This window comes from Streptomyces vinaceus (genome assembly GCF_008704935.1).
Lineage (GTDB): Bacteria > Actinomycetota > Actinomycetes > Streptomycetales > Streptomycetaceae > Streptomyces > Streptomyces vinaceus.
The window spans coordinates 6,838,932-6,865,627 of record NZ_CP023692.1; the positions used below are offsets into that span (position 1 = coordinate 6,838,932).

26 protein-coding genes and 1 pseudogene are annotated in these 26,696 nt (G+C 73.0%); 15 read left to right on the top strand and 12 right to left on the bottom strand.

What is annotated here, in order from left to right; translation table 11 throughout:
- Positions 1-4: 4 nt before the first annotated feature.
- The 5 genes from CP980_RS30825 to CP980_RS30845 form a co-directional block, all read right to left on the bottom strand.
- Entirely contained in the window at positions 5-280 is a 276-nt protein-coding gene (locus tag CP980_RS30825; protein ID WP_229907005.1) for a hypothetical protein, read from the bottom strand.
- Entirely contained in the window at positions 277-693 is a 417-nt protein-coding gene (locus CP980_RS30830) for a hypothetical protein (protein ID WP_150529590.1), read from the bottom strand. The genes CP980_RS30825 and CP980_RS30830 overlap by 4 nt, the downstream gene beginning before the upstream one ends.
- 113 nt (positions 694-806) lie before the next feature.
- The gene (locus CP980_RS30835; protein ID WP_150529591.1) at positions 807-2,255 is read right to left on the bottom strand and encodes a sensor histidine kinase; all 1,449 of its coding nucleotides are present in this window, start codon (positions 2,253-2,255) and stop codon (positions 807-809) included.
- Complete coding sequence (locus CP980_RS30840; RefSeq protein WP_132759961.1) at positions 2,252-2,989, bottom strand: response regulator transcription factor; 738 nt, start codon at positions 2,987-2,989, stop codon at positions 2,252-2,254. Before CP980_RS30840 ends, CP980_RS30835 begins: the two co-directional genes overlap by 4 nt.
- Positions 2,986-4,044 (bottom strand): NsdA family TPR-like regulatory protein, encoded by a 1,059-nt coding sequence (locus CP980_RS30845; protein ID WP_483028307.1) that lies wholly within the window; start codon positions 4,042-4,044, stop codon positions 2,986-2,988. Before CP980_RS30845 ends, CP980_RS30840 begins: the two co-directional genes overlap by 4 nt.
- 53 nt (positions 4,045-4,097) lie before the next feature.
- Between CP980_RS30845 and CP980_RS30850 the strand changes: the two genes are divergently transcribed.
- Positions 4,098-4,982 (top strand): methylenetetrahydrofolate reductase, encoded by an 885-nt coding sequence (locus tag CP980_RS30850; RefSeq protein ID WP_132759963.1) that lies wholly within the window; start codon positions 4,098-4,100, stop codon positions 4,980-4,982.
- Positions 4,983-5,121: 139 nt separating this feature from the next.
- Positions 5,122-5,925, top strand: a complete 804-nt coding sequence (locus CP980_RS30855) for an NPP1 family protein (protein ID WP_189998555.1) — start codon at positions 5,122-5,124, stop codon at positions 5,923-5,925.
- 84 nt (positions 5,926-6,009) lie between these two features.
- Here the strand turns inward: CP980_RS30855 and CP980_RS30860 are convergent, their stop codons facing one another.
- Complete coding sequence (locus CP980_RS30860) at positions 6,010-7,455, bottom strand: glyceraldehyde-3-phosphate dehydrogenase (protein ID WP_150529593.1); 1,446 nt, start codon at positions 7,453-7,455, stop codon at positions 6,010-6,012.
- Positions 7,456-7,632: 177 nt separating this feature from the next.
- Positions 7,633-8,454: a helix-turn-helix transcriptional regulator gene (locus CP980_RS30865; protein ID WP_123517303.1), complete on the bottom strand. Its 822-nt coding sequence runs from the start codon at positions 8,452-8,454 to the stop codon at positions 7,633-7,635.
- 139 nt (positions 8,455-8,593) lie between these two features.
- On the opposite strand from CP980_RS30865, the gene CP980_RS30870 reads away from it, so the two are divergent.
- Entirely contained in the window at positions 8,594-10,090 is a 1,497-nt protein-coding gene (locus CP980_RS30870) for an MFS transporter (protein WP_150529594.1), read from the top strand.
- Between the two features lie 233 nt (positions 10,091-10,323).
- The gene (locus CP980_RS30875; protein ID WP_150529595.1) at positions 10,324-11,292 is read left to right on the top strand and encodes an alpha/beta fold hydrolase; all 969 of its coding nucleotides are present in this window, start codon (positions 10,324-10,326) and stop codon (positions 11,290-11,292) included.
- Positions 11,293-11,315: 23 nt separating this feature from the next.
- Here CP980_RS30875 and CP980_RS30880 read toward each other — a convergent pair whose 3' ends face one another.
- Both CP980_RS30880 and CP980_RS30885 read right to left on the bottom strand, forming a co-directional pair.
- Entirely contained in the window at positions 11,316-11,654 is a 339-nt protein-coding gene (locus CP980_RS30880) for a hypothetical protein (protein WP_132759966.1), read from the bottom strand.
- A 76-nt stretch (positions 11,655-11,730) separates the two neighbouring features.
- Positions 11,731-12,216, bottom strand: coding sequence for a molybdopterin-dependent oxidoreductase (locus CP980_RS30885; protein WP_150529596.1), 486 nt, complete (start codon positions 12,214-12,216; stop codon positions 11,731-11,733).
- Between the two features lie 308 nt (positions 12,217-12,524).
- On the opposite strand from CP980_RS30885, the gene CP980_RS30890 reads away from it, so the two are divergent.
- Genes CP980_RS30890 through CP980_RS30910 form a run of 5 tightly spaced genes read left to right on the top strand, consistent with a single transcriptional unit; the run spans position 12,525 to position 19,990 of the window.
- A complete protein-coding gene (locus CP980_RS30890) occupies positions 12,525-13,799 on the top strand; it encodes a phenylacetate--CoA ligase family protein (RefSeq protein WP_150529597.1) in 1,275 nt (424 codons plus the stop codon).
- Positions 13,796-15,175, top strand: coding sequence for an MFS transporter (locus CP980_RS30895; protein WP_229907006.1), 1,380 nt, complete (start codon positions 13,796-13,798; stop codon positions 15,173-15,175). Before CP980_RS30890 ends, CP980_RS30895 begins: the two co-directional genes overlap by 4 nt.
- A complete protein-coding gene (locus CP980_RS30900) occupies positions 15,172-16,308 on the top strand; it encodes a GNAT family N-acetyltransferase (protein ID WP_150529599.1) in 1,137 nt (378 codons plus the stop codon). The genes CP980_RS30895 and CP980_RS30900 overlap by 4 nt, the downstream gene beginning before the upstream one ends.
- Positions 16,305-17,465 carry a LuxE/PaaK family acyltransferase gene (locus CP980_RS30905; RefSeq protein ID WP_132759971.1) on the top strand — a complete coding sequence of 387 codons (1,161 nt, stop codon included), beginning with the start codon at positions 16,305-16,307 and terminating at the stop codon, positions 17,463-17,465. Before CP980_RS30900 ends, CP980_RS30905 begins: the two co-directional genes overlap by 4 nt.
- The gene (locus CP980_RS30910; RefSeq protein WP_167535903.1) at positions 17,462-19,990 is read left to right on the top strand and encodes an aldehyde dehydrogenase family protein; all 2,529 of its coding nucleotides are present in this window, start codon (positions 17,462-17,464) and stop codon (positions 19,988-19,990) included. Before CP980_RS30905 ends, CP980_RS30910 begins: the two co-directional genes overlap by 4 nt.
- A 53-nt stretch (positions 19,991-20,043) precedes the next feature.
- Here CP980_RS30910 and CP980_RS30915 read toward each other — a convergent pair whose 3' ends face one another.
- On the bottom strand, positions 20,044-20,709 hold the full coding sequence (locus tag CP980_RS30915; RefSeq protein WP_150529600.1) for a TetR/AcrR family transcriptional regulator: 666 nt from the start codon (positions 20,707-20,709) through the stop codon (positions 20,044-20,046).
- 47 nt (positions 20,710-20,756) lie between these two features.
- Here CP980_RS30915 and CP980_RS30920 point away from each other — a divergent pair, with 47 nt between their 5' ends.
- The 6 genes and pseudogenes from CP980_RS30920 to CP980_RS36770 form a co-directional block, all read left to right on the top strand.
- Entirely contained in the window at positions 20,757-21,683 is a 927-nt protein-coding gene (locus tag CP980_RS30920) for a Vgb family protein (protein WP_150529601.1), read from the top strand.
- 143 nt (positions 21,684-21,826) lie between these two features.
- The gene (locus CP980_RS30925; protein ID WP_132759974.1) at positions 21,827-22,201 is read left to right on the top strand and encodes a hypothetical protein; all 375 of its coding nucleotides are present in this window, start codon (positions 21,827-21,829) and stop codon (positions 22,199-22,201) included.
- Positions 22,202-22,360: 159 nt separating this feature from the next.
- Positions 22,361-22,783: an ArsR/SmtB family transcription factor gene (locus tag CP980_RS30930; protein WP_229907007.1), complete on the top strand. Its 423-nt coding sequence runs from the start codon at positions 22,361-22,363 to the stop codon at positions 22,781-22,783.
- 10 nt (positions 22,784-22,793) lie between these two features.
- A complete protein-coding gene (locus CP980_RS30935) occupies positions 22,794-23,060 on the top strand; it encodes a hypothetical protein (RefSeq protein WP_132759975.1) in 267 nt (88 codons plus the stop codon).
- 144 nt (positions 23,061-23,204) lie between these two features.
- Complete coding sequence (locus tag CP980_RS30940) at positions 23,205-24,410, top strand: PP2C family protein-serine/threonine phosphatase (protein WP_150529602.1); 1,206 nt, start codon at positions 23,205-23,207, stop codon at positions 24,408-24,410.
- Positions 24,411-24,483: 73 nt separating this feature from the next.
- Positions 24,484-24,630: pseudogene (locus CP980_RS36770) on the top strand (transposase); the annotation flags it as partial.
- Positions 24,631-24,668: 38 nt separating this feature from the next.
- Here CP980_RS36770 and CP980_RS30950 read toward each other — a convergent pair.
- Positions 24,669-25,724: an SMP-30/gluconolactonase/LRE family protein gene (locus CP980_RS30950; protein ID WP_150529604.1), complete on the bottom strand. Its 1,056-nt coding sequence runs from the start codon at positions 25,722-25,724 to the stop codon at positions 24,669-24,671.
- A 106-nt stretch (positions 25,725-25,830) separates the two neighbouring features.
- Positions 25,831-26,688 (bottom strand): SDR family oxidoreductase, encoded by an 858-nt coding sequence (locus CP980_RS30955; RefSeq protein ID WP_150529605.1) that lies wholly within the window; start codon positions 26,686-26,688, stop codon positions 25,831-25,833.
- Positions 26,689-26,696: the final 8 nt, after the last annotated feature.

Consider the following 26,696-nt stretch of genomic DNA (forward strand, 5'->3'; position numbering starts at 1 on the left):
TGGTTCAGTTGTCCTGGGTGGCGTTGGAATCCGCCTGCGCCGCCGCGCTCTCGGCGTCGTCCAGCTTCTGCTGCATGTCCTTGACCGTGGCCTCGTCGGAGCCGCTCACGGACCGGGTGCCGCCGGCGGGCCCGGCGCTCGCACCGGGCCCGCAGCCGGTGAGCAGCAGCGCCGTTGCCGAGGCCAGGGCGGCGAGGGCGCATGCGGCGCGGCGGCGGCCGGTCACCCGGTCCGCGCCGGCCGTGCGGCTCGCCCCGGCCGTGCGGGTCGCCCGGCTCACTTGGAATCCTGCGCGGAGCACCAGGCGCTGACGGCCTTCAGGTCTTCCTGGCGCTTCTGGAGGGTGGGCAGCAGGCTCTTGCGGAAGGTCAGGCGGTCGTTCAGGTAGGCGTGGACCTGGGTGTGTCCGGCGCTCTGGGCGTTGGCGACGCGCTGCTCCAGTCGCGCGACGGAGCCGAGCACGGTGGGATCGCCCTTGAGCCGGTCGATGGCCGTGTCGACGCGCGTCTGCGCCTTGGGCAGGCGCCTGCAGATCGCCTTGGCGCCGTCGCCCTTCGGTGCGGACTTGGCCGCCTTGGAGGCGGCCGGGGCGGGGCTCGCCGACTCGGCCTGCGCGGGGGCGGCGGAGATCAAGGCGCCGGCCAGCGCGACGGCGCCGATCGCGGCGGCGGTGGTCCTACGGATCGGGAGCATGGCTGTATCCCCTTCGGTGCGAACGGGCCGGCTCACAGGCGGCCGACCGGTCAGGACGGTAGGGGGCGTCTTTGTGGAAACTTTGTGAGTCGGCGCAGGCCCGGTCGGCGTCCTCAGCCGCCCCGCGTGGAGATCCAGTCGCGCCGCTTCGGCAGCCGAAGGGTCGGGGCGTCCGCAGCCGACAGCGGCAGGCGCACCTCGAAGCGGGTGCCCGCACCGCCGGGCGGCGTCCCGATCACCACGGAGCCCTGGTGCAGGGCGACCTGCTGGGCGACGAGCGTCAGACCGAGCCCGGAGCCGGGGCTGCCGGGGCGGTGGTGGAACCGCCGGAACACGGCCTCCCGCTCACCGGGCGCGATGCCCGGCCCCGCGTCGTCCACGGTGAGCACCGCGTACCCGCCCTCCGCGTGCACCCGTACCGTGATCCTGGCCGGCTCGCCCGGCAGGTGGCCGTGCACCACCGCGTTGCCCAGCAGGTTGGCGAGCAGGATGGTCAGCCCGGCGTCCCATCCGAACACCCTGAGTTCGGGCGGGAGTTCCACGTCCAGCAGCGCGCCGGGGTGGCGGCGGGCGCACTCCGCGGCCGCCGAGTCCACCAGCTCGGACAGATCGAGCGGGGTGAAGGCGGACACCTCCACCAGATCGCCCCTCGCCAGCATCCGCAGCGCCGTGAGCAGGTCCAGCAGCCGGGCGTGGTCACGCTGCAAGTCCCGTACGATCTCGGCCCGTTCGGCGGCCGGGAGGTCGGGATGGGCGGCCAGGACGTCCAGGTCGGTCCGCATGCTCATCAGCGGGGTGCGCAGCTCGTGGGAGGCGGCGGAGGAGAACGAGCGGGCCGTCTCCAGCGCCTGGGCGGTGCGGGCGGCCTGCTCCTCGTACCGGGCGAGCAACTGGCCGATGGCGGACGACAGTTCGTCCACCTCGGCGATGTTCACGGGAGCGCTGGCGAAGGCCGCCGCGCCCGCGCCCGGGTCGAGCTCGGCGGCCCGGCGGCTCAGCCTCCGTACGGAGGCGGTGGCGCGGCCGGCCAGCCCGTACGCGAGCAGCCCCGAGACCGGCGCCGCCAGCAGGGCCACCAGGAGGACCCGTCGGCGTACGGCCACGACCTGCGGGTCGGCCGCCGAGGCCGGGGTGAACAGCCAGAGCGTGCCCGGCGCCGGACCGGCCACCGGGACGGTCAGCACCCGCCAGGCGCGCCCCTTGGCCCGCACGGTGACGGGGCCGTCCGCGGTCCGCTCGGGCAGCCGCACCGGGTCGGCGGGCTGCGGGCCGCCCTCCAGGACGACCGCTCCGTCCGCCGTCCGGACACGGATGCCGGCGTCGAGGACGTCGCCGAGCACCTTGCGGTGCTGGTTCTGCTCCACCTTCGGCTTGCCGTTGCGGTCGGCCGCGAGCAGCGTCTTGACGTCCGGGAGGACGGCGGAGGCCCGGTCCTGGAGCCGGGTGTCCTGCTGCTGGTGCAGATCGCGGCTGACCAGTCCGAGCACCAGCAGGCCCGCGGCGAGCACCAGCAGGGGCACCACCACGGTCACCGAGAGGGCGATGCGGGTGGCGAGCTTCACGGCCCGCCCTCCCGTGCCCCGGGGGCGCGCAGCACGAAGCCGACGCCGCGCACGGTGTGGATCAGGCGCGGGCGCCCGCCCTCCTCCAGCTTCCGGCGCAGATAGCTGACGAAGGTGTCGACGGCGTCGCTGCGGACCTCGAAGTCGTAGCCCCACACCCGGTCCAGCAACTGGTCCCGGGTCAGGACGATCCCCGCGTTGCGCACCAGCTGGAGCAGGAGCTCGAACTCGCGGCGGGTGAGGTGGAGTTCGTCCTCCCCGTGCCGCACCTGGCGGCGGGCCTCGTCGATCACGAGCGGACCGGCGCGCAGTACGTCGGGGGCGGGCTCCGGGGTCGGGCGGCGCCGCAGGAGGGCGTGCAGGCGCAGGACGAGCTCTTCCAGGGCGAAGGGTTTGACCAGGTAGTCGTCCGCCCCGGCCTGGAGCCCCGCGATCCGGTCCGTCACCTCGTCGAGGGCCGACAGCATCAGGACGGGGGTCTCGTCGCCGCGGGCGCGCAGACCGCGGCAGACCTCGGTACCGGTGAGGCCGGGCATCGAGACGTCCAGTACGAGGACGTCCGGGCTCTGGTCGGCGAGGACGGCGAGCGCGCCGGGCCCGTCCTCGGCGAGCAGGACCGTGAAGCCGCTCAGCCGCAGCCCGCGCTCCAGGGACCGGCGGATGGCGGCGTCGTCGTCGGCCACCAGTACCCGCCCGTTGGACGTACTGCCGGTGGTACGGCCGGTGCCGGTCACAGTGCTCTCCTCCTCGCGCGCGGCTCCTCGCGCGGGCCCGGCCGCGCAAGGCCGGCCGCGCAGGTCCGGCCGACCCTCTCATGGCCGCCGCAGCCCGCGGAAGGCGGGGTGCGCGGGCGGGCCTGCGCCCGGAGGGCCTCGGCGAGGTACCCGCTCGTGTCCCGCAGGGCGCGGGGTACGCGAGGGCCGCGCCCGATGGTGCGGAGCGTGCGCGCCAGCGCGGCCAGGGCGCGGACGGAGCCGATGTCCGGGACGGCCTCGACCAGGCCGGACAGCCGGGCGTCCGTATCGCGCCAGGCTCCGGCCCGGGCGAGCACGCAGGCCTGCTCGGCGGCGAAGAGCGACCGGTAGGCGGGTGCGTCGCCCGCCGCCGTCGCCTCGTGCAGCAGGGCCGCGGCGGCGTCCAGGTCCCCCAGCTCGGCGAGGGCGAGCCCGTGGTGCCCGTCGAGCTCAGACCGGTCGAACCACCAGGTCCAGGAGGGATCCCGCCCGGACGGCCCGTCCGCCAGGAGTTCCCGGGCGGCGGCCAGGGAGCGCAGCGCCCGCCGGCCCTGCCGGAGCCGGGCACGCGCGCGTGCCTCCCGTACGTGGAAGATGGCGGCCACCCGCGCCGGCAGGTCCCGGCCGGCCAGGACGGACGAGGAGATGCGCAGCGACTCCCGGGGGCGCCCCAGGTGCTCTTCCTGGAGGCACAGTACGGACAGGACGAGCAGTTCGACGGAGCGGGACCCGTCGGGGAGGGTCTGGGCCAGGGCGAGCGCGCGGTGGCTGAGCCGCCGGGAGGTCCGGTGCCGCTCGGCGTCGAAGAGGATCCAGGCGGCGACCTGTAAGAGTTCCATCAGCGCGGACCGTTCGGCCGCAGGGAGATTCCGGGGCGCGGGCCGGCCGACCGACGCGGATGCGCGCAGCGCCGCCGGGGCGGCCCGGCGGGCCCCGGCCGTCCGGTCCGTTTCGAGGAGTTCCGCGGTCAGCGCGGCCATGCGTTCCATGCGTTCCATGCTCCAAGCCTGCGGCCTCGCGTACGCGGGGGAAGACGGCCCGCGCGCACCCGGCATGATGGGGGCCGAAACGCCGCCCCGCGGCACCCCCCCACCCGAGGAGGAGCGGCATGTCCGCCCGGCCCACGCCGTATCCCGAACGCCCCGCGCAGGCCCCGGTCACCGGGGGCGGCCTCGCGGAGCTCCTGCGCAGGGTCCGCTACGAGGTCCTGCCGGCGAAGGCCACCGAGGACAAGGTGCTGGCGCACGTCCCGGCCGAGGTGCCGGTCACCGTCACCGCCTCCCCGGCCAAGGGCATAGGTCCGACGCTGGACCTCGCCACCCGCCTGGCCGGGCACGGCTACCGGGTCGTCCCGCACATCCCGGCCCGGCAGATCGCCGACGCCGGTCACCTGTCGGACATCGTGGACCGGCTGGTCGCGGCCGGGATCGAGGACGTCTTCGTACCGGCCGGGGACGCCGACCCGCCGGCCGGGGCGTACGACGCGGCCCTGCCCGTGCTGCGGCGGCTCGGCGAGCTGGGCAGCCCGTTCGCGCACGTGGGCATCACCGGCTACCCGGAGAGCCATCCCCTCATCGCCGACGAGGTCGCCGTACGGGCGATGTCGGACAAGCAGCCGCACGCGACGTACATCGTCAGCAACCTCTGCTTCGACCCGGCGACCCTGCGGCAGTGGCTCGGGCAGGTGCGGCGCCGGCGGATCGTGCTGCCCGTGCACGTCGGGGTGGCCGGTCCCGTCGAGCGGGCGAAGCTGCTGTCCATGGCCACGAAGATCGGCGTGGGGGAATCGGCCAAGTTCCTGACCCGGCACCCCTCGTGGTTCCTGCGCTTCGCCGCCCCCGGCGGCTACTCCCCGGACCGGCTGCTGCGCCGTGCCGCACCCGTGCTGGGCGCGCCCGAGTCCGCGGTGGCCGGGCTGCACCTGTTCACGTTCAACCAGATCGCCGAGACGGAGCGCTGGCGCCGCGCGATGCTGGAGCGCACGGGCGGCTGAGGGGGAGGGACGTACATCTGGAATTCGCCTGACTCGACCCGGACTTGAACGCTGCCCGGCTAGCGTTCGCCTCGATGCCCGGAGCGACATGTACAGGTCAGGAGATGATGTGCGCAGCCTGCTGGCACCGACGAGGACGATGAACGAAGAGGCCCGGGAGGCGGCCTCCCGCCCGAGGCGGTGGCGGGCGGGACTGCGCCGCACCGCGACCACCGCCGGGCTGGGGGCCGCGGCGCTGGTGATGGCCCTTCCGGCCGTGGCCGTCGCCGACGTGATACCGGCCCTGCCGCAGAACGCGGACGGCCTGGAACAGACCTTCTCACCCGCCTTCGACTACGACGGGGACGGCTGCTACGCCACAGCCGCGATCAGCAGCAGTGGCGTGCTCAACCCCGGACTGAAGCCCGGCGGAGCGGTGAACGGGCACTGCCGGGACCTCGTACAGCTGCAGAACTCCAACACCTACTCCCGCGCCAAGTGCAACAACGGCTGGTGCGCCGTCATGTACGCGGGCTACTTCGAGAAGGACCAGGCCACGCTCGGGCCCGCGGCCATCGGGCACCGGCACGACTTCGAGCACGTGGTGGTCTGGATCAAGGACAACGCGGTCCAGTACGTGTCGACTTCGCAGCACAGCGGCTGGAAGTGGTACCCGCGCTCGCAGGTCCGCTTCGACGGGACCCACGCGAAGGTCGTCTACCACAAGGACGGTGTCTCGACGCACTTCTACCGCCTCGCGAACGGCAACGACGAGCCCGCCGAGAACCACACCGGCAACTGGTTCTACCCGCGCCTCGTCGGCTGGAACGGCTACCCGGCGGGCCTGCGCGACAAGCTCATGAACGCCGACTTCGGCTCGGCAACGATCAAGATCACCGACGGCCGCTTCAGCGACGCCCTGAACGCCTCGAAGCCGCCGATCCCCTTCGACCCCTACGCCTGATCTGGGCGGGCAACGCGCGCGGCCCGTTCCTCCGCCGGTTTGGGCGGTGGAACGGGCCGTGGGCGGAGCGGTGGGGATACGGGATCAGACCGCCGGGGCCGGGTACGTCGGGTACTCGACGCCGGAGACGTGCTGGACGACCCGGATGACCTGGCACGAGTAGCCGAACTCGTTGTCGTACCAGAGGTAGAGGATCGCGTTGTCGCCGTCGACCTTGGTGGCACCGGCGTCGACGATCGACGAGTGGCGCGAGCCCACGAAGTCCATCGACACCGCGTCGGGAGCGGTCGTGAAGTCGATCTGGCGCTTCAGCGGGGAGTTCAGCGAGACGTCACGGAGGTAGTCGAGGACCTCCTCGCGGGTGGTCTCGCGGCCCAGGCGCAGGCTCAGGATCGCGATCGAGACGTCCGGGACGGGGACGCGGATCGAGCTGCCGGTGATCGGCGCCTTGAGGTCGGGCAGCGCCTTGGCCACGGCCGAGGCGGCACCGGTCTCGGTGATCACCATGTTCAGCGGCGCGGAGCGGCCGCGGCGGTCGGCCTTGTGGTAGTTGTCCAGCAGGTTCTGGTCGTTGGTGAACGAGTGGACGGTCTCCACGTGACCGCGCAGCACGCCGTACTCGTCGTCCATGGCCTTGAGCGGCGGGACGATCGCGTTGGTGGTGCAGGAGGCGCAGGACAGGATCTGCTCGTCCGGCTTGATCGTGTCGTGGTTGACGCCGTGCACGATGTTCGGGACGTCGCCCTTGCCCGGAGCGGTCAGGACGACCTTGTCGATACCGGGGCGCAGGTGCTTGGAGAGGCCCTCGCGGTCGCGCCACTTGCCGGTGTTGTCGATGAGGATGGCGTCCTTGATGCCGTACGCCGTGTAGTCGACCTCGCTCGGGTCGTTGGCGTAGATCACCTTGATCGCGTTGCCGTTGGCGACGATGGTGCTGCTCGCCTCGTCGACCGTGATCGTGCCCTGGAACTGGCCGTGGATGGAGTCCCGGCGCAGCAGCGAGGCGCGCTTGACGAGGTCGGCCTCGCCGCCCCCGCGGACGACGACGGCACGCAGGCGCAGCCCGTTGCCGGAGCCGGCCTTCTCGATCAGGAGGCGGGCGACGAGGCGGCCGATGCGGCCGAAGCCGTACAGGACCACGTCGCGGCCCTCGCCGCGCTCGATCTTGTTGGCGCCGGTGGCGCCGGCGACGGCCTCGGCGGTGAAGCGCTCCACGGACAGGCCGCGGTCGTCGGCCTCGTACGTGGCGGCGAGCATGCCGATGTCGATCTGGGAGGGGCCCAGGTCCAGCGTGGTGAGCGCCTGCAGGAACGGCAGGGTCTCCGTGACGGAGAGCTCCTCGCCGGCTATCTGACGGGCGAATCGGTGGGTCTTCAGGATGCTGACCACCGACTTGTTCACCAAGGAGCGGCTGTGCAGCAGGATCGTCACGTCCCGCTCACGGTGCAGCTTCCCGATGATCGGGATCATCGACTCCGCGATCTCCTCGCGGTTCTTCCAGTTGGTGAACGAGTCGTCATTGACAGTCACAGGTTTATCTTTCGAGCTAGGCGGCGCTCACATGCTAACCCCACACCACTTTGACCACTCAAGGGGTACCGCCAGGACGGCGTTCCGATGCGATATGCCGGATTTGCTCCTGTGTGATCCTCCGAGTAGCCGTCGGCCGGGGTGTCCGGACCGGCCTCACGGCCGCTCCGGACCCGGTCAGCCGGCGATCGGGTACATCGTTCCCCGGCGCCCCTCCGCCGAGGTCAGCCACTCCAGCTTCTCCGCCGTGTCGGTGGCCGGCAGCGGGGTGTGCAGCACGATCGACAGGTCGGGCCGCGCCGGTACGCGCAGCTGCGTGGACTCCACGTACAGCGTGCCCACGACCGGGTGCTCGATCTCCTTGCGGACCTGGCCGCCGGGCCGGATGTCCCGCTGGTCCCACAGCTGCGCGAACTCGGGGCTGAGCTCCCGCGCCTCCTCGATGACGGCCTGGAACCCCTCGTCCTCGGGCCATTCCGAGCTCGCCGCCCGGTACTGGGCGACCACGACGCACGCGATGTCCTCCCAGTGCGGCGAACGGGCCTTGTAGATGGGGTCGGTGAAGAACGCGATGAGGCAGTTCTGCACGATCTCCGGGCGCATGCCGAGCACGAGCGCGGCGGCGTCGTTGTAGAGGACCGTGTTCCAGTACGCGTCCATGATGTGGGCGGGGAACGGCATCCAGGCGTCGATCAGCCGCTTCAGCCCGTCGCACATGTCCCGGTCGGCCGGGGCCACTTCGAGCGCGGGCGGGTTGAGCCCCGCCAGTACGTACAGGTGCCGGCGCTCGGCGCTGGACAGCTTGAGGACCCGGCCCACCGAGTCGAGCACTTGCGGGGACACCGTGATGTCGCGGCCCTGTTCCAGCCACTGGTACCAGGAGACCCCGACCCCCGCGAGCACGGCGACCTCCTCGCGGCGCAGGCCCGGGGTGCGTCGGCGGGCCCCGCCGTCCGGCAGACCCGCCTCCGTGGGGGTGACCCGGGCCCGTCTGCTCATCAGGAACTCGCGCAGCTCGGAACGGCGGTGCTTGTCGATCGGTGTAGCCACTCACTCCCCCTGTCGGCTGCCTGGTGGTGCCACCAACAGGATAAGTTCCCACTCTCCACGGCCATTCCCGGGCGGCGAGGGTGTGGCCATGGCGATCGACTCCCAGACAACGACGACAACGACAACGGCAACGACGACGGCAACGGCAACGACGACCGCGACGGCGACCGCGACGGCGACCGCGACGGCGACCGCGACGGCGACGGCGGCCCCCGTGGCCGAACGGCTCAGCGGCCGGGCCAAGCTGGTCCTCTTCGTGCTCTGCGCCGCCCAGTTCATGGTGGCGCTCGACTTCTCCGTACTGAACGTGGCCCTGCCCGTGCTCGGCAAGGACCTGGGCCTGAGCCGGTCGGCCCTCCAGTGGGCGGTCACCGCCTTCGCACTGCCCTCCGGCGGCTTCCTCCTCCTCTTCGGCCGGATCGCCGACCTGTACGGCAGGAAGAAGCTGTTCCTGACCGGCCTCGCCCTCTTCGGCGTCGCCTCGCTGCTGGCCACCCTGGCCTGGGGCCCGGCGTCCTTCCTGGCCGGTCGCGCCCTCCAGGGCCTCGGTGCGGCGGTCATCGTGCCCACCGGCATGTCCCTGCTGACCACGACGTTCCCCGAGGGCCCGCTGCGCGACAAGGCCCTCGGCATCTCCGGCACCCTGCTCTCCCTCGGCTTCACCATCGGCATGGTCCTGGGCGGAGTCATGACCGACACCCTCGGCTGGCGCTCGACCATGGGGCTGCTCGCGGTCACCGCAGTGATCGTGCTCGCCCTCGCCCCCGGACTGCTGCCCGAGTCGCGCACCCCCGACCGGCCGCGCCTGGACGTACCCGGCGCCGTCACCGTCACCGGCGGCCTGCTCGCGCTGATCTACTCCCTGTCCACGGCGGCCCAGCGCGGCTTCGGCGGCGCGGACGTATGGGGCACGCTGCTCGCCGGACTGGCCCTGCTCGCCGCCTTCGCCGTGGTGGAGTCGAAGAGCCCGGCGCCGCTGGTCTCGCTGCCGATGCTGAAGCGGCCCACCGTCGCCTGGGGCAACGTCGGCGGCCTGGTGACCTTCTCGATGATGTCGACGGTCGTCTTCGTCCTGACCCTGTACCTCCAGGAGACGCTGGAGCTGTCCCCCTTCCGGACGGGTCTGGTCTTCGGCGTCCAGGGCGTCGCCTCCGCCTTCGCGGGCTCGTACGCACCCAAGGTCATCGGCCGCTTCGGCGCCCGGCGCACGCTGACCGGATCGCTGCTCGGCCAGGGCCTGTTCACCGCCGCGCTGCTCGCCGTGGGCACCGGGTCGGGCGCGCTGCTGGCGACGGTCGCCGTGTCGGTGGCCAGCATGTTCCACCTCGGAGCGATCATCTCGTACGGGCTCACCGTGACCAGCGGCGTGCCCGACGGGGAACAGGGGCTGGCGACCGGCCTGGTCACCACGACGCAGCAGGTGGGCCTGACGATCGGAATCCCGCTGCTCGGGGTGCTCGCCACCACGCAGGCCTCGCTCTTCGGCGGGGTGCGCACGGTCCTGGCGATCGACGCGGCGCTGGTGGTCGCGGCGGCGGTGCTGGTGGGAGCGGGCCTGGGCGGCGGCCGTACGCGCAAGGCCTGATCGCCGTCGCCGCCGCCATCGGCATCGGCATCGGCATCGGCATCGGCGGTCGGGACCGGGGACCGGGAGCGGGGGGCATCCCCCGCGGACCGGTCCCCGTCCGCGTCCACCCGGGGCGACTCCTGCGCGGCGATCCCGGGGAGCCGGCCGCCCGTACCGGATGATCGGGCCGGACGGTCGGGCCGCAGGTACGGCGCGCGCAGGCGTACGAGGACACGAAGAAGGGAGCGCCGATGCGAGGGCGGACCCCGCTCCTGACCGCCTCGCTGGTCGCGACGGCACTGGCCGTGCTGCCCGGGTGCGGCAGCCCGCCGGCGCTCCGGGGCGCCCCGGCCGCGTCCGCCACCGGCCCGAGCCGGGACCCGGGGGAGTTCTCCCGCGAAGTCGACGTGGGCGACGGCCGCAGGCTCTGGCTGAGCTGCAAGGGGAGCGGCGCCCCGACGGTCGTCCTGGAGTCCGGGCTGCACGACTCCTCCGACACCTGGACCCTCACCGACACCCGGCCGCCCGTTCCGAAGGCACCTGCGGTGTTCCCCGGCGTCGCGGCCTTCGCGCGGGTGTGCACGTACGACCGGCCCGGGACCGTCCGCTACACGAACCCGCCCGCGCTCACGACCCGCAGCACGCGACAGAGCGGCAAGCGCTCCCTCGGCGCGATGGCCGACGACCTCGACCGGCTGCTGACGGCGGCGCACGTACCCGGCCCCTACCTGCTCGTCGGCCACTCCTTCGGCGGGATGATCACGAGGCTGTATGCGCAACGGCATCCGCGGAAGACGGCCGGCCTCGTCTTCGTCGACGCCTTCGGCACCGACATGCAGCCGTACTTCGGCGCGCGGTGGCCGGCGTACCTGAAGCTGCTCGACAACCCCGGTACGCCCTTCGATTCCGACCCGGCGTTCGAGAAGGTGGACATCGACGGCGCCGTCGGCGCGGTGCGGGCGGCGAAACCGCTGCCGAAGGTACCCATGGCCGTACTCAGCAAGACGGAACCCTTCGCGGCTCCGGCCGGCACGGCGAAGGCCCTCCTGGCACCGCTGGAGCGGTCCTGGCCCGCGGTCCAGCAGACCCTGGTGGAGCTGGGGGAGCAGACCCCACACCTCCTGGCCACGGGAAGCGACCACTACGTACAGCTGCACGACCCGGACCTGACGATCAGTGCCATCCGCCTGGTCGCGGGCCGGATCCGTTTCGGCCGCTGACCGTCGGGCCGGGCACGGCGCTCTCAGGCCCGCGTCCACCGGGGCTGGTTCCCCGGGGAGGCGGGCACGGGGACGGGTACGGGGACCGGTTCCGGGCCGCGCAGGTGCAGGTCGCGGACCGTGGCGGCGGTCTCCCGTTCGAAGTGCTCCCAGGAGATCAGCTCCCGCCAGATCGGATCCGGCCGTCCCGGCACGGTGGCCCCCCGAGCCGCCCACTCCCGGGCGAGCTGCTCGAACAGCGGGGCGGCCGCGGCCGCGTGGGCCGGCGGCCGGGGCGCGGGGACGTACGGGGGGCGACCGCCCTCGTCCGAGGCCGCCCGGTGCCGCGCCGTGGGGGTGAGCGTGGAGCGCGTCGTCGTCATGCCCGGCCAAACGATTCCCCGGGCGGCGGGGACACGGACGGCGGTGCGCACGGGCCGCGGTGCCCGGTCGGACCGGCTACTCCTCCTGGTAGGAGTGGCGCTGCTCCGTCCAGGGATCGGCGATGTTGTGGTAGCCGCGCTCCTCCCAGAACCCGCGCCGGTCGGCGGTCATGTACTCGATCGCGCGCAGCCATTTCGGCCCCTTGTAGCCGTACAGGTGCGGTACGACCAGGCACAGCGGGAAGCCGTGCTCGACGGTGAGGGGCTCGCCGCCGTGGTGGGTGGCCAGCACGGTCCGCTCCGAGGTGAAGTCGGCGAGGCGCAGGTTGGCGCTGTACCCGTACTCCGCCCAGGCCATGACGTGCGTGACCTCGGGGGCCGGGGGAGCGAGATCCAGGATCGTGCCGGCGGCGATCCCGAAGAATTCGTGGTCCGTGGAGGTGGTACCCGAGGCGCAGTGCAGGTCGGTCTCGACGGTGACGCCGGGCAGCGCCGACAATTCGTCGAACGACCGGCGGTGAGCGCACCGCCACGGGAAGATCTCGCCAGCCCCGTCACCGATTCCGAATCGGACTCCGCATTACCGCGGGCGCGCCGAATCTCTCCCATGAAACCCGGGCTGTTCGGTTTCGGCCCCGGAGGCCTGAAGTCCGTGGTGCCGCCATCGATCGATTTGGCGGTGCGTTCCACTTGTCTCATGATGTGAACAGACATCAGGTTGAGCCCGCGCTCGCCAACTGTGCTCGACGTACGCATTGTTGACTGATCAACGGATGAGAGTGGTGTGAGTTCCACCACTCCCCGACGCGCGCGCCGCCTGTATCCCACCCATTTCAACTTTCATCTTTCATCTTTCGAGGTAAAGGCAGCATGCCCGTCCAGCAGTTTTCAGACCTCGTGCGTTTCGCCCGCGACCGTTCCCCTTTCTATGCCGGGCTCTACGCGGACCTGCCACCGCACGTGAGCCGCGTCACCGACGTGCCCGTCGTGGACCAGGACGCGTTCTGGGCCGCCAACACCGTGAACGACAACCGCGTCCTGACCGCCCCCCTCGGGGAAGCCGTCGTGTTCAAGACCGGCGGTACGACCGGGACGCCGCGGTTCTCCTGCTACACCCGGGAGGAATGGCGGGAGTTCGTCACCGCCTTCGGCTCCGGCATGGTCGACGCGGGCCTGCGGCCCGGCCACCGGGTCGCCGACCTCTTCTACGCGGGTGAGCTCTACGCCAGCTTCCTTTTCATCCTGGACTCGCTCGCCCACGCCCCCGTCGCCAACGTCCGCCTCCCCATAGGCGGCGCCGCACCCGTCGACTCGACGCTCACCACGATCGAGGACTTCGGCGCCGACGTGCTCGCCGGGACCCCGACCACGCTGTGCCGCATCGCCGAGCACCTGGTCTGCGCCGGCCGTGAACTGCCGGGCGTGGAATTCCTGTTCTTCGGCGGTGAAGCACTCTTCGAGGACCAGCGCCGGCTCCTCGCGGCCGCCTTCCCCCGGGCCACGCCCCGTTCGCTCGGCTACGCCAGCGTCGACGGCGGGCTCCTGGGGCGGCCGGTGCCCGGAACGGACGAAGACAGCCGTACGCACCGCCCGTTCGCCCCGCACACCCTCGTCGAGATCCTCGACGAGACGACCGGCGAGCCGATCCGCGAGCCGGGCCGCCCCGGCCGGGTCGTCGTCACCCAGCTCTACCGCCGCCTCATGCCCGTCATCCGCTACCCCGCCGGCGACCGCGCCGAGTGGACCGGTGCCGAGGGCGGGGCCTTCCGCATCCTCGGCCGCGCGGAGGAAGGCGTCCGCGTCGGACCCGTCTCGCTGTACGCGCAGGACGTCATGAACGCCGTGGCGGAGGCCGACGTCCACGGCCTCGTCACCGGCACGCAGCTCGTCGTACGCCGCTGGGAGGGCCGCGACGGCCTCGTACTGCGCCTGGCCACCGCCCCCGGCCAGGACCCGGCCGACCTGGAGGCCCTGGCCAAGGCGGTCGTCACCGGGCTCGACGCCGCCCGGCCGCTCTACCCCGACAGCGTCGGCGCCGGGTTCGTGCACCCGCTCCGCGTCGAATGGGCCGGCCACCGCGACCTGGTGGTCAACCCCCGCACCGGCAAGCTGGTCCGCGTCCTCGACGAGAGGCCGACCTCGTGACGACGACACCCACACCGGCGCAGACGCCTGCCCCGCCCCCGCCCACGGGCCGCGCACTTCCCCTCGTCCTGCGCAACCGCGCCTTCGGCACCGTATGGCTCGGCCAGGTCCTCACCCAGGCCGGTGTGCGCATGTTCCAGGTGGGCATCTCCTGGTGGCTCATCAGCGAGGCCGTATCCGGCGACGGGGGCTTCGCGGCCGGGCTGTTCATGGCCGTCAGCACGCTGCCCGCCGTGGTCCTGGCCCCGCTCGTCGCCCGCGCCGTCGCGCGCTTCGCCCACCGCTCGCTGCTGCGCACCGCCGCTGCGGGAGCGGGAGCGGCCGCCGCGGCACTGGCCGTCTGGGCCGGCGCGAGCGACCTCCCGGTCGCCGCGGCCTACTGCGCCGCCCTCGCCCTGGCGACCTGCCAGGCCTTCTTCGACCCCTGCCTGACCACCTCCGTGCCCGAACTGGTCGACGACGCGGACATCGAGGCCGCCACCGGTTTCGAACTGTCCACCCAGTCACTGGCGAGCCTCGGCGGAGCTCTTCTCGGCGCCCTGGTCGTGGACGCGGCCGGAGTGGCCGGTCTCGCCGTGGGCTGCGCCGCCGCCTACACGACGGCCGCCCTGCTCATCGCGACCGTACGGTTCCGCATCGCCGGCGCCGACGCCGCCGGGCAGCCGGACACCGCCGACGGGGCGCAGGCGGCGCCGCGCCGGACACTGCGCGGGCTGCTCGGCTCCCTGCCGTACGTCCGGGGCGTCCTGCTCTGCTTCACCGCGGCCAACCTCTTCACCACGGCCGTCTTCGTCGTCATGCCGCTCTACACCGCCTCGGTCCTGCACGGCGACGGCGCCACCGTCGCCCTCTTGGAGGCCTCGCTGGGCGTGGGCACGCTCGTCGGCTCCTTCACCGGCGCCCGGGTCCCCGGCCGGCCCGCCGTGGTCGGCACCGCGTGCCTGGGCGCGATGGCCGCGGCCCTCGCCCTCCCCGGCCTGATCGCGGCGCGGCCCGTCATCGCCGGCTCGCTGCTGCTGACCGGCTGGTGCGTCGGGGTGATCGGGGTCCGCTTCGTGGCCCTGTTCCAGCGGCTGGTCCCGGCCGCCGACAAGCCCGCGTTCTTCGCCGTCATGCAGGCCGTCCTCGGCGCGACGTTCCCGGTCGCCTCGCTGCTCTTCGGCTTCCTCGGCGACCACTTCTCCGCCCGGACGCTGTGCCTGATCCAGGCGGCCGGACTGCTGCCCGCCGCCCTCGCCCTGGCCCTGCTGCCCGGCCACGCCCGCCCGGCCGGCACACCCGACCCGGCTCCCGAGCTGGATCCCGTACCGGAACCCGAACCGGCTCCCGACCAGGCCCCCGCCCCGGAGGCCGTCCCCGCAGGAGGCCTGCGATGACCGCCGCGATCGAGCAGGCCACCCCGGCCGACATCGCCGATCTCCGCCAGCTCTACTACGCCGTCTACGGACCGCACTACCCCACGGCCCTCGGCACCGACCCCGCCGAGATGTCCCGGCTGATCCAGGACCCGCACACCCTCTGGCTCGTCGCCCGCTGCCCCCGTACCGGCGCCCTCGCCGGATCGGCCGCGGTCCACAGCGAACCCGGCAGCCGCGTGGGCCGCCTCGAAGGGCTCGCCGTCCACCCCGACCAGCGCGGATCCGGACTCGCCGGGCAGCTGACCGAGGCCGTCTGCGCCGGCACGCTCGACGCGGGGAAGCTGGACTCCGTGTACGCCACCGTCCGCACCGTCAGCGCCGGTCCCCAGCGCGTCGTGGCCCGCAACGGCTTCCGCCCGCTCGGCATCCTGCCCAACGCCGTGGATCTCAGCAGCCGCGAAAGCCTGGCACTCTACGCGCGTCACTCGCCCGGGGTGCTGGACCGCCGCGTCCCCGTCGCCGAGGTCCCCGCCGCCCTCCTGCCGCTGCTGCGCACCGCCGAGGCCAGCCTCGGCATCAGCTACGCGGACGCCCGGCCGACGCCCCCGCTGCCGGTGGTCCCCGGACCGGCGCCGCGCCGACTGGAGATGATCGAGGCGCCGGCCTTCGTCCGCCGCCGCTTCCAGCAGCACTTCCCCGACACCGGCCGCTGGTTCTACCCGCTGCACACCCCCAACATCCTGCTCACCCCCGACGACGGCGGGTTCGAGGTGTACGCCTACCTCAACCGCACCGGCGGCTACTGCGCCCTGGTCACCGCCCACCCCGACCCGGCGGCCGCCGCCGGCTGGCTGGAGCCGGTCACCCGTACCCTGACCCGCGCCGGCGCCGGCTACGTCGAGGCCCTCGTACCACTGGAACACCACGCGGCGCTCTCCGCCTTCGCCGCCCAGGGGTTCATCGCCGGGGCCCTGTATCCGGCCATGCGCCGCGACGGGGACGGCTTCCACGACTACGTGGTGATGTCCCGGACCGCCGAACACATCGATTTCCGCGGGCTCGTCGTCGACCCGCCGCTCCGGCCCTTCCTCGATTCCTATGTGTCGGCCTGGGCGTCGACGCATCTGCCCGTACGTGAGGTTGCTTCATGACCCCCTCGAACCCCCATCTCGCCCCCGTCGACGTCCCCGACGCCGCCGCCCTCGGCCGGGTGCAGCAGCTCTGCGACCTGGCCGACCCCTACACCTGCGGCCCCGCCGAGGAGGAGCTGTTCGCCGCCGCCATGGCGCAGACCAACGCCTGGCACCGCGAACGCTCCCCGTTCTTCCGCAGCCTGTACGACGACGGCGCGCGGCCGGACACCCCGTACCGGGCGCCCCTGGTGCACGCGAACTTCTTCAAGCGCCACGAGGTCCTGTCCATACCCGAGGACGAGGTCCACCTCCATCTGACCTCCTCCGGTACCACCGGGCAGAAGTCGCAGATGTTCTTCGACGAGTGGACCATCCGCTCCGCCCAGCGCATGGTCGCCCGCATCTTCGACCACAACGGGTGGATCACCCCCGACCAGCCGGTCAACTACCTGCTCTACAGCTACGAGCCCGCCCGCGACCTCAACCTGGGCACCTCGTTCACCGACAACTACCTGTGCGACTTCGCCCCGGCCCGGCAGGTCGAGTACGCCCTGCGCGACACCGGCAACGGACACGAGTTCGACCCCTTCGGCTGCGTCGCCGCGCTGCGCCGCTTCGCCGAGGACGACGTACCCGTGCGCATCCTCGGCTTCCCGGCCTTCCTCTGGTTCACGCTGGAGCGGATGCGGGCCATGGGGCTGGCGCCGCTGGAGCTGCCGGAGGGCTCCCTGATCATCCTCGGGGGCGGCTGGAAGGGCCATACCGACCGGCAGATCGGCAAGGACGAGCTGTACGCCCGCGTGACCGAGCAGCTGGGCGTCCCCTCGGAGCGGATCCGGGACACCTTCGGCTCGGTCGAGCACTGCATCCCCTACATCGAGTGCTCCCACCACAACCTCCACGCACCCGTCTGGTCCCGCGTCTTCATCCGTTCGACCCGCACCCTCGAACCCCTCCCGTACGGCGAACGCGGCTACCTGCACCTGGTGTCCCCGTACATCACCTCCGTACCGGCGCAGAGCGTGGTCATGGGCGACCTCGCCTCGCTCCACCCGGGCGAGGAGTGCGGCTGCGAGCTGACCACCCCGTGGTTCACGATCCACGGCCGCGCCGGCGTCAGCCGCAACCGCAGCTGTGCCGTGGCCGCCGCCGAACTGATGAAGGGAATGTCATGACCGACACCATCAACCTCAACCACCACTACTGGCAGGGCACCTTCATCGGGGACGAGGAGGCGGGCCGCCGGCTGGCCACCCTGCCCGCGGCCGTCGAGGCCGCGCTCGCCACGCCGTTGGACACCGAGACCGTCCTGGCCGCCTGCGACGCGCTCTCCCGCGCCCTGCGGAACCCGGCCCACCGGGTACAGGAGCGGCTCGGCCCCCACCTGCCCGAGGGCACGGACGCCGACCGGGAGCAACTCCTCGCCGAGCTGGCCGAGTTCCTCGGCCGCGCTTCCCTCACCCGCAAACTCCGCCGCGAGCTGGGCGGCACCGCACCGCAGCGGCTCAGCCGCCCCGACGCCAAGGAGACGGTGTACGAGGCCTGGGCGCCCGTCGGCCTGGTGGCGCACATAGCCCCCGGCAACGCCGCGACCGTCGCCCCGCTCAGCGTGATCGAAGGACTCCTCGCCGGGAACGTCAACGTCCTCAAGACCAGCAGCGCCGACACCTTCCTCGCCCAGCACCTCCTCGCCGAACTCGCCGCGCAGGACCCGACCGGCGCCCTCGCCGAGCGCATCATCGTGCTCCGCTTCCCCTCCTCCCGCCAGGAGTGGCTGCGCCTGATGTGCGCGCCCGCCGACGCCGTCGCCGTCTGGGGCGGGGAGAGCGCCGTCGAGGGCGTCGCCGCCCACGTCCCGCCGGGTTGCCGCCTGGTGGAGTGGGGGCACAAGATCTCCTTCGCGTACGTCACCCGGGACGCCTTCACCGACGAGGAGACGCTGAGCGCCCTGGCGCGGGACGTCTGCCTCTTCGAACAGCAGGCCTGCTCCAGTCCCCAGGTCGTCTACCTCGACACCGATCCCGGGGACACCGAGGCGCTCCACGCCTTCGCCGAGCGCCTCGCCGCCGCCCTGGCCGCGCAGCCGGCACCCGCCGCCGCGGACCGCGCCCTCGACCCGGCCGAGTACGCCGAACTGACCACCACCGAGCACCTCGCCCGCCTCGAAGAGCACCTCGGCCTCACCCGCGTCCTGGCCGCCCCCGACGGCACCTGGCGGGTCATGGCCGACAGCCGCCCGGCGCTCACCGCATCCCCGCTGCACCGCAGCGTCTGGGTCAAGCCGCTGCCCCGCAAGGACCTCATCGCCACGCTGCGCCCGATGCGCCGCTACCTCCAGACGGCCGCCGTCGCGGGCAGCCGCACCGACATCGCCGAGCTCTGCGCCCTGGTGCTGGCCGCGGGCGCCACCCGCGTCACCCCCGTCGGGGCCATGACGGCGGGCTACGCCGGCGAACCCCACGACGGGGTCTACGCCCTCCAGCGCTACAGCCGCCGCGTCGCCGTCCAGGCCGACGCGCGCTTCGCCACCACCGCCTGCCTCGACGACCTCGCCCGTCCGGCCCTCTTCCCGCCGCCCACCGGGCCGCTGCTGGACAAGGCCGCCGTCCAGGACCTCAACCGCGGGGTGGAGCGGAGCGACGCCGAGCTGTACTTCCGCAGCGGGGGCAGTACCGGTAAGCCCGCCCTGTCGCTGTTCACGTACGAGGACTACGACACGCAGATGCACGCCGCCGCCCGCGGCCTGCTCGCCGCCGGCTACGACCCGGCCCGCGACCGCACCGCCAACCTCTTCTACTGCGGCGGCATGTACGGCGGGTTCATCAGTTTCTTCTCCATCCTGGAGCGGCTCGGCGGGGTCCAGATGCCGATGGCCGCCGGCTCCGACCACCGGGCCACCGCGGAGATGATCGCCGCCTACGAGGTGGACACGCTGTTCGGCATGCCCTCGTACCTGTGGCAGCTCCTGCACGAGGAAGCCGATCTGCTGCGTTCGTACGGGGGCCTGCGCAAGATCTACTACGGCGGCGAGCACTTCACCGAGGAACAGCGCAGGACGCTGACCGAGACGTTCGGCATCGAGGTCGTCCACTCGATCACCTACGGCAGCACGGACCTCGGCCCGCTCGGCTACCAGTGCACGGAGAGCGGCGGAAGCATCCACCACCTCCACGCCGACCTGCACACCCTGGAGATCGTCGACGTCGACGAGGACCGGCCCGTGGCACCGGGGGAGACCGGCCGGCTCGTCTTCACCACCCGGGCCCGGCGCGGCCAGCACCTCGACCGGTACGTGATCGGGGACCTCGGGCGCGCGCTGCCCGGGCGCTGCCCCTGCGGCAGCCACGCCCCGCGCTTCGAACTGCTGGGCCGGCTGGGCGAGGTGATGCGGGTGGCGACGTACTTCCTCAACTACCGCCGCTTCGTGGCCATCGCGGGGGAGCGGCTGGGCCACGGCGGTGAGCTCCAAGCCGTCCTGACGTCCGGGGCGTCCCGCGAGGGCCTCACCGTACGGCTGGAGCGCGGCCATGCCCCGGATCCGGACCGGGCGAGGGAGGCCTTCCTGGCCGCGTACCCCGAGGTGCGGTCGGCGGTGGCGGAGAAACTCCTCGACTTCCGGGTCGAGTGGGTGGACGGCGCCGATCTGGACCGTACGGCGACCAGCGGGAAGCTGCTGGCGGTGGTGGACCGCAGGCGCTAGTCCCGGCGGGGCCGCGGCGGCGTGAGTCCCGGCGGGGCCGCGGCGGCGTGCCCCTACCCGCCCTCGGGGGCGGGGCCTGGGTCGGGCCCGGGAGCCGGGTCGGCGAAGGCGCCCGCCCGCGCCGCCGCGGCCGCGGCGCGGGCGGCCCGGCGCGGGAGCGCGGGGTCCGGTGCGGTCCGCAGCAGCAGGAGCTCGTGGTAGAGCGGGGCCGTCGCGGTGACCAGCACGGCGCGCGGGTCGGTGGCCGCGGGGACTTCACCCCGGGCCGCGGCCCGCGTGACGACCGGCGCCGAGCGGGCGTGGCGGTCGTCCCAGAAGTGGCCCAGGGCCCGGGCGGCGTCGTCGAACCGGAAGGAGGCCTCGATCAGCACCGTCGTCAGGCTCGGGCCGTCGGCGAGGGCGGCGAACACCTCGTGGTTCAAGGCGAGGAGGTCCTCCTCCAGCGAGCCCGTGTCCGGCGGGCCCCAGGAGTCGTCCGCCGCGGAGTCGAGCAGATCGGCGAGCAGCCCGCCCACGTCCCGCCACCTGCGGTAGACGCTCGTGCGGTGCACGCCGGCGCGGGCCGCGACGGCGTCCACGGTGAGCCGGTCGAAACCGTCCTCGACCAGCAACTCGCCCACCGCCGCGAGGACCTGGCCGCGCACGCGGGCGCCGCGGCCGCCGGTGCGCCTGCGGACGGCCGGTTCGGGAAGATCGCTTGCGGAGGAAGGAGAGCCCATGCCAGGATCCTAACGCAACCAATGTCGCTTTAAGGGGTTGTTCCGACGTGTCCGTACCCACTCCGACGCCTCCCGGCTCCCCCGGACGAGGCGCCTCGACCGCGTTCCCCGTCCCGGATCCGGCCTCGGGCCCGTACGCGCTCACCGCCGGCCCCGACGGCGCGCTGTGGTGCACCCTCGTCCACGCGGGCGCCGTCGCCCGCCTGGATCCCGACGGCCGACTCACCACGTACGCCCTGGACTCGCCCTCCTGCGGCCCCTCGCTCATCACCGCCGGCCCGGACGGCGCCCTGTGGTTCACCCGCGCCCGGGACCACCGGATCGGCCGCATCACGACCGCCGGCGAGGCCCGCTCGTACGCCCTCCCCGGCGACGCCCCCGGTCCGTACGGGATCACCGCCGGCCCGGACGGCGCCCTGTGGTTCACGCAGTTGTACGCCGACCGGATCGGCCGGATCACCGAGGACGGCGAGGTCCGGGAGTTCCCGCTGCCCGTGGCCGGGGCGTTCGCCGGGATGATCACGGCGGGGGAGGACGGCGCGCTGTGGTTCACGCTCAACCAGGCGAACGCGGTGGGGCGGATCACCACGGACGGGGACGTCACCCTGCATCCGCTGCCCACCGAGGGGGCCGCTCCCGTGGGGATCTGCGCGGGCCCCGACGGGGCGCTGTGGTTCACCGAGATCGGGGCCGGGCGGATCGGCCGGATCACCCCCCTCGGTGAGATCACCGAGTTCCCGCTCGCCGACGCGGCCTGCCGGCCCCACGCGATCGCCGCCGGCCCGGACGGACGCCTCTGGTTCACCGAGTGGGGCTCGGGCCGGATCGGGAGCGTCACCCCGGCGGGCCAGGTCGGTTCGTACCCGCTCGACCCGCCCGGGAGCGAGCCCCACGGTCTGGCCTTCGGCCCGGACGGCGCCCTGTACGTGGCGCTGGAGCACGGCGCGATCACGCGGGTGCCGGGCGGATCTTAGACGGCAGATGGGAGGTTTTCCGTCAAATCTCCCGTTCTCCTCACGTTTCCGCGCACGCTCAGTAGCGTCGGCCCCACAAGTGGTCCGGTGTGCCGCGGAAACGGGCGCCGGCCGTGAACGCGTAGATGAGGGAGCGGACGCCGATGGCGAATGTGGAAGTCTCGTTGAAGGAGACGATGACCTCGATCGAGGGGACCCTGGGGGTCGCCCTCGTCGACTACGGCAGCGGAATGGCACTGGGAACGCTCGGCGGCGGCAAGGACCTCGACCTCGCGGTCGCCGCGGCGGGAAACACGGACGTGATCCGGGCCAAGGTCCGCACCATGGAAATGCTGGGCCTGAACGACGAGATCGAGGACCTGCTGATCACCCTCGGGAACCAGTACCACCTGATTCGGCTGCTCCGGGGCCGGGGAACCAGCGGGCTGTTCCTCTACGTGGTGCTGAACAAGGCGAACTCCAATCTGGCCATGGCGCGGCACCAGCTCAAGCGCATCGAATCCGAGCTGGAGATCTAGCGAGTGTCCGCTCGTCCGGGCCCACGCACGCCCATGAATTGAAGAAATCTTCAATCCGGCACATCCGAAATTGGTCAAGCGGGGGCGTGCGTGGGCCCGTCGGGCGGAATGATGGAGCCGTAAGCACGGGTCCGGGTGAGGGCGGGAGCGTTGGTGGGCATGCAGGTACCCCTGTACCAGGCGAAAGCCGAGTTCTTCCGCATGCTGGGACACCCCGTCCGGATCCGTGTCCTGGAGCTCCTCCAGGACGGTCCGATGCCCGTGCGCGATCTGCTCACCGAGATCGACGTCGAGCCGTCGAACCTGTCCCAGCAACTGGCGGTCCTGCGCCGCTCCGGCATCGTCGTCTCCACGCGGGACGGCGCGACCGTCACCTACGCCCTCGCCGGCGGCGACGTGGCCGAGCTCCTGCGCGCGGCCCGCCGCATCCTCACCGAACTCCTGGCGGGACAGAGCGAACTCCTGGCCGAACTCCGCCAGGTCGACCCCGTCGCCGGCCCGGGCCGGGGCAGCGGTGAGAGCCGCGGGACGCGGACGGGCCACGAGCCCGGGATACCGGCCCGGCGGCCGGTCGGTGGCTAGCCTGGAGCGCATGGAACCCTCCCCCGCGTCCCACCCCGCCAACTACACCGTCGTCGTGCGTCCGGGCCTCGCCGAGCCCGGTGATCCGGCCCGGCGGGGAGTGCTGCGCACCGCCCTGGTCGAGGCCACCGGTGAATTCGGTGCCTCGGGCTATCCGCGGTACGCGGGGGAGGGCGTACAAGCCGACATCGACCCCGAGACGCGCACCGTCGAGGCGGTCACGCTCGACGGCGCGGAGCTCCCGTACGGCTGGGTGGCCCAGCTCGCCGAAGGCTAGGACGCCCCGCGCCAGGCCGTCGTCGAAGACATGGCGCGGGTCCGCCTCGTGATCCGCCGGCCCGGCAGGCGCGCGGCGCACGTGCGGGGGGCCGGTGGTGCTGGTGGAATGGCTTCTTCGGCTGCCAGGGGCCGGGGAGGTGTCTTGTCCGAGCACGACGGGAGGTCCGCCGGACCACCGGGGGAGTACGAGGCGCTGCGCGCGCGGCTGCGCGCCATGGAGGCCGCGGCCGAGCAGATCGGGACCAGGCTCGACGAGAACGCCACATGCGAGGAGCTCGCCGGCTTCCTGTTCCGCAACCTGTGCGACGCCGTCGCGGTGGACCTGCGGGCCGAGGACGGCGGGCTCGACCGGGTCGCCGTGGCCGGGGCCGTCGGGCTGCTGGCCACCCGGGCCGAGAAGTCGCCGTCGGTACGCGCGCTCGACGGCGGGCACCCCCTCTCCGAGTGGGTGGTGGCCTCCGGCGGTACCCGGGTGCACCTGGTATCGGTGCCGTTGCTGGCCCACGACCGGGTCTACGGCGCGGTGCTGGCCGTACGGGCTCACGGCGGCTTCAGCGACCACGAGGCGGCGACCCTCCACTTCACGGCCCGGCTGGCGGCGGTGCACCTCGGCCACGCCCGGGAGATGGCCGCCACCGAGGACACGGCGATGAACCTGCAGCGGGCGCTGGTGTCGGAGCCGGGGCGCCCGCACCCCAACCTGGAGATGGCCAGCCGCTACCTGCCGGTCGGCACCAGGGCGCTCGTGGGCGGGGACTGGTTCGAGACGGTCCGGCTCCATTTCGGCCGCACGCTGCTGGTGGTCGGGGACGTCATGGGCCACGGGCTCGATGCCGCCGTCGACATGAACGCCTACCGCTCCACCCTGCGCGACGTGGCCTCCACCGACCTCGCCCCGCACCGCGTGCTGCGCCAGCTGGACGCGCTGGTGGCCGAGGACCCGGCCCGGCGGCCGGCGACCTGTCTGCTCGTACGGGTCGACCCCACGCGCGGGGTCGCGGACTTCGCCAGCGCCGGCCACCTGCCGCCGGCGGTCTTCGGGGAGGACAGCACGGCGGTCCTGGTCGACGTGCCGGTGGGTCCGCCGCTGGGCACCGGCGTGGGCGGCTACGAGGGCATGACCCGGCGGATCACCCCCGAGGAGACCCTGCTGATGTTCACGGACGGACTGGTGGAACGGCGCGGCGAGGACATCGACGTCTCACTGGCCCGGCTGGCGGGGCTGCGGCTGCCGGTCGGGGAGACGGTGGAGGAGATGGTGGACGCGGTGGTCGCGGCCCTGGACGCCCGCCACGCGGAGGACGACGTCGCCGTACTCGCCGCCCGCGTCCGCCCCCGCAGACCTTAGAACTCGTAACACGACTTGGTGATCGTTGCTGGTGGGGCGTCACCGATGCGACGATTCGTCCGTTCGTGATGGAGTGAGCAACAAGCCGTGGATCGTGGACGACGAGCTGTGGGCCCGGGTCGAGCCGCTGCTGCCGGCCTGGCCGGAGCGGTCGCCGGGCCCTCGCCCGGTAGATGACCGGCGTTGCCTGCAGGGCACCCTGTTCGTGCTCTGCACTGGCAGCCCGCGCCGCGCGCGCCGGGCGTCCCCGACCGGGCCTCAGCGCAGCGGCAGGCTCTCGATGGTGAAGGCCGGGCTGGTCAGCGGTTCGCCGTAGAGGTAGGTGTCCATCTGGGAGTTGGTCACCAGCAGCCGGCCCCCGCTCACGGCGACGCCGGTGGTGGTGTCGGCGCCTGGGAAGGTGCGTTCGGAGACGACGACTGCCCGCGTGCTCCCGGCGGACAGTCGCAGTTCGGTGACCTCGTTGTTCACCGAACGCGCGACGTACAGGGTGTTTCCTTGCCGGACGATGCCGTCGGCGCTGGGCAGCGGCGGTGCGTCGATCCTGCGGACACCGCCGGTGGTGAGGTCGAGCCGGTAGAGGGCGCCGCTGTACCAGTAGCCGATGATCAGCGACGTGCCGTCGGGGGCGGTGGTGATGCCGTTGCCGTTGGACTGGCCGGCCACGTAGTCCGGCAGGTGGTAGGCCACCCGCAGAGTCCGGTGGGCGCCGGTGGCGGGGCCGTCCACCTCGGCGGCCGGAATCCGGTAGACCACGGCGCGCAGCGAGTCGGTGATGTAGACGTCACCGTTGGGAGCCACGGCCGCGTCGTTGACGAGGGTCTGTTCGCCGGTCTCAGGAACGGTGTAGGCCGCGACGAGCCTCCCGGAAGTGCTGTAGACGAAGAAGCGCCCGCTGAACGCGCCGGCGACCAGCAAGCGGTTGCCTGTGATCTTGATGCCGGCGGCCTGGGTGCGGCCGTCCTGGCCGGCCGGCAGGAAGGGTTCGAGCGTGGTCGCCCCGGGGCGTCCCCGGTAGACGGTGCCGTCGCCGATGCTGCTGGCGTAGACGAAGTGGCGGTCGGCCGCCACGCTTTCGGGGAACGCGCGGCTGCCGTCGAGGGTGATCGCCTGGTCGCCGTTCCCGCCCTGCAAGGCGTGGGCGGGGGCGGGGCCACCGGGGGAGGCGGCGGTCGCGGGAAGCGTGAACGCGGTCAGGGCCGCGGAGGTGGCGGTAAGGGTGACGAGCGCACGCCGCCCCATGACGCGGACGGTCGTACGGGTGGACGCGGCGCAGGTGGACGCGGTGTGCGGGGGAACTGTGCGGGAGGACATGGTCGGCAACTTTCCGGGTGATGACAGGGTCGTACACGGTCATGGAACGAGGGGTGAGCGCCCCCGCGGCGGTCCGGGCGCGACGGCCGCGGGGGCGAGCGGACGGTCAGCGCAGCGCGGCGGCGATAGCGTCGGACAGGGCAGTGGCCGGCCGGCCGATCAGGCGGCTGAGGTCGCCGGATCCCGTGTACAGCTCGCCGCGGCTCATCCCGAGGTCGGCGTCGGCGAGGACGTGCGCCAGTTCGGCGGGCAGGCCGACCCCGGTCAGCGCCTCGGTGAGCCGGTCCCCGGGCAGATCGGTGTAGGCGATCGGCTCCCCGGTGGCCGCCGAGACCGCCTCCGCCAGCTCGGCCAGGGTGAACGCCTCGTCCGCACCCAGCTCGTACACCGCGCCCGCGTGGCCCTCGGTGGTCAGCACGACGGCGGCGGCCTCCGCGTAGTCGGCGCGTGACGCGGCGCTGATCCTGCCGGTGCCCGCGGCTCCGATCACCGTCCCGCTCCGGCGGAACAGGGGCAGTTGGGCGGTGTAGTTCTCCAGGTACCAGCTGTTGCGCAGCAGTGTGCTGGGGACCTCGCGTTCGCGCAGGTACTCCTCGGTGGCGCGGTGGGTGCGGGAAAGGATGCTGTTCGCCGTGTCGGCCTGCGTCATGCTTGTGTACGCCACCAGCGACACGCCGGCCGCCACTGCCGCGTCGACGGCCCGGCGGTGGTTGGCCGACCGCTCATCTACGGTGGTGGTGGACACCAGCAGCAGCCGGTCCGCTCCCTGGAACGCCGCCGCGAGGCTGTCCGGCTCCGCGAAGTCCGCCCGGCGCACCACGACGCCGCGGTGGCCGAGGTCTTCGATGCGTGCGGTGTCCCGTCCGGTCGCGACGATGTCCGCGGCCAGGACTCCGCGCCGCAGCAGCGCCTCGACGGTGAGCCTGCCCAACTGGCCTGAGGCTCCGGTGACGACGATGGACATGAGATCGC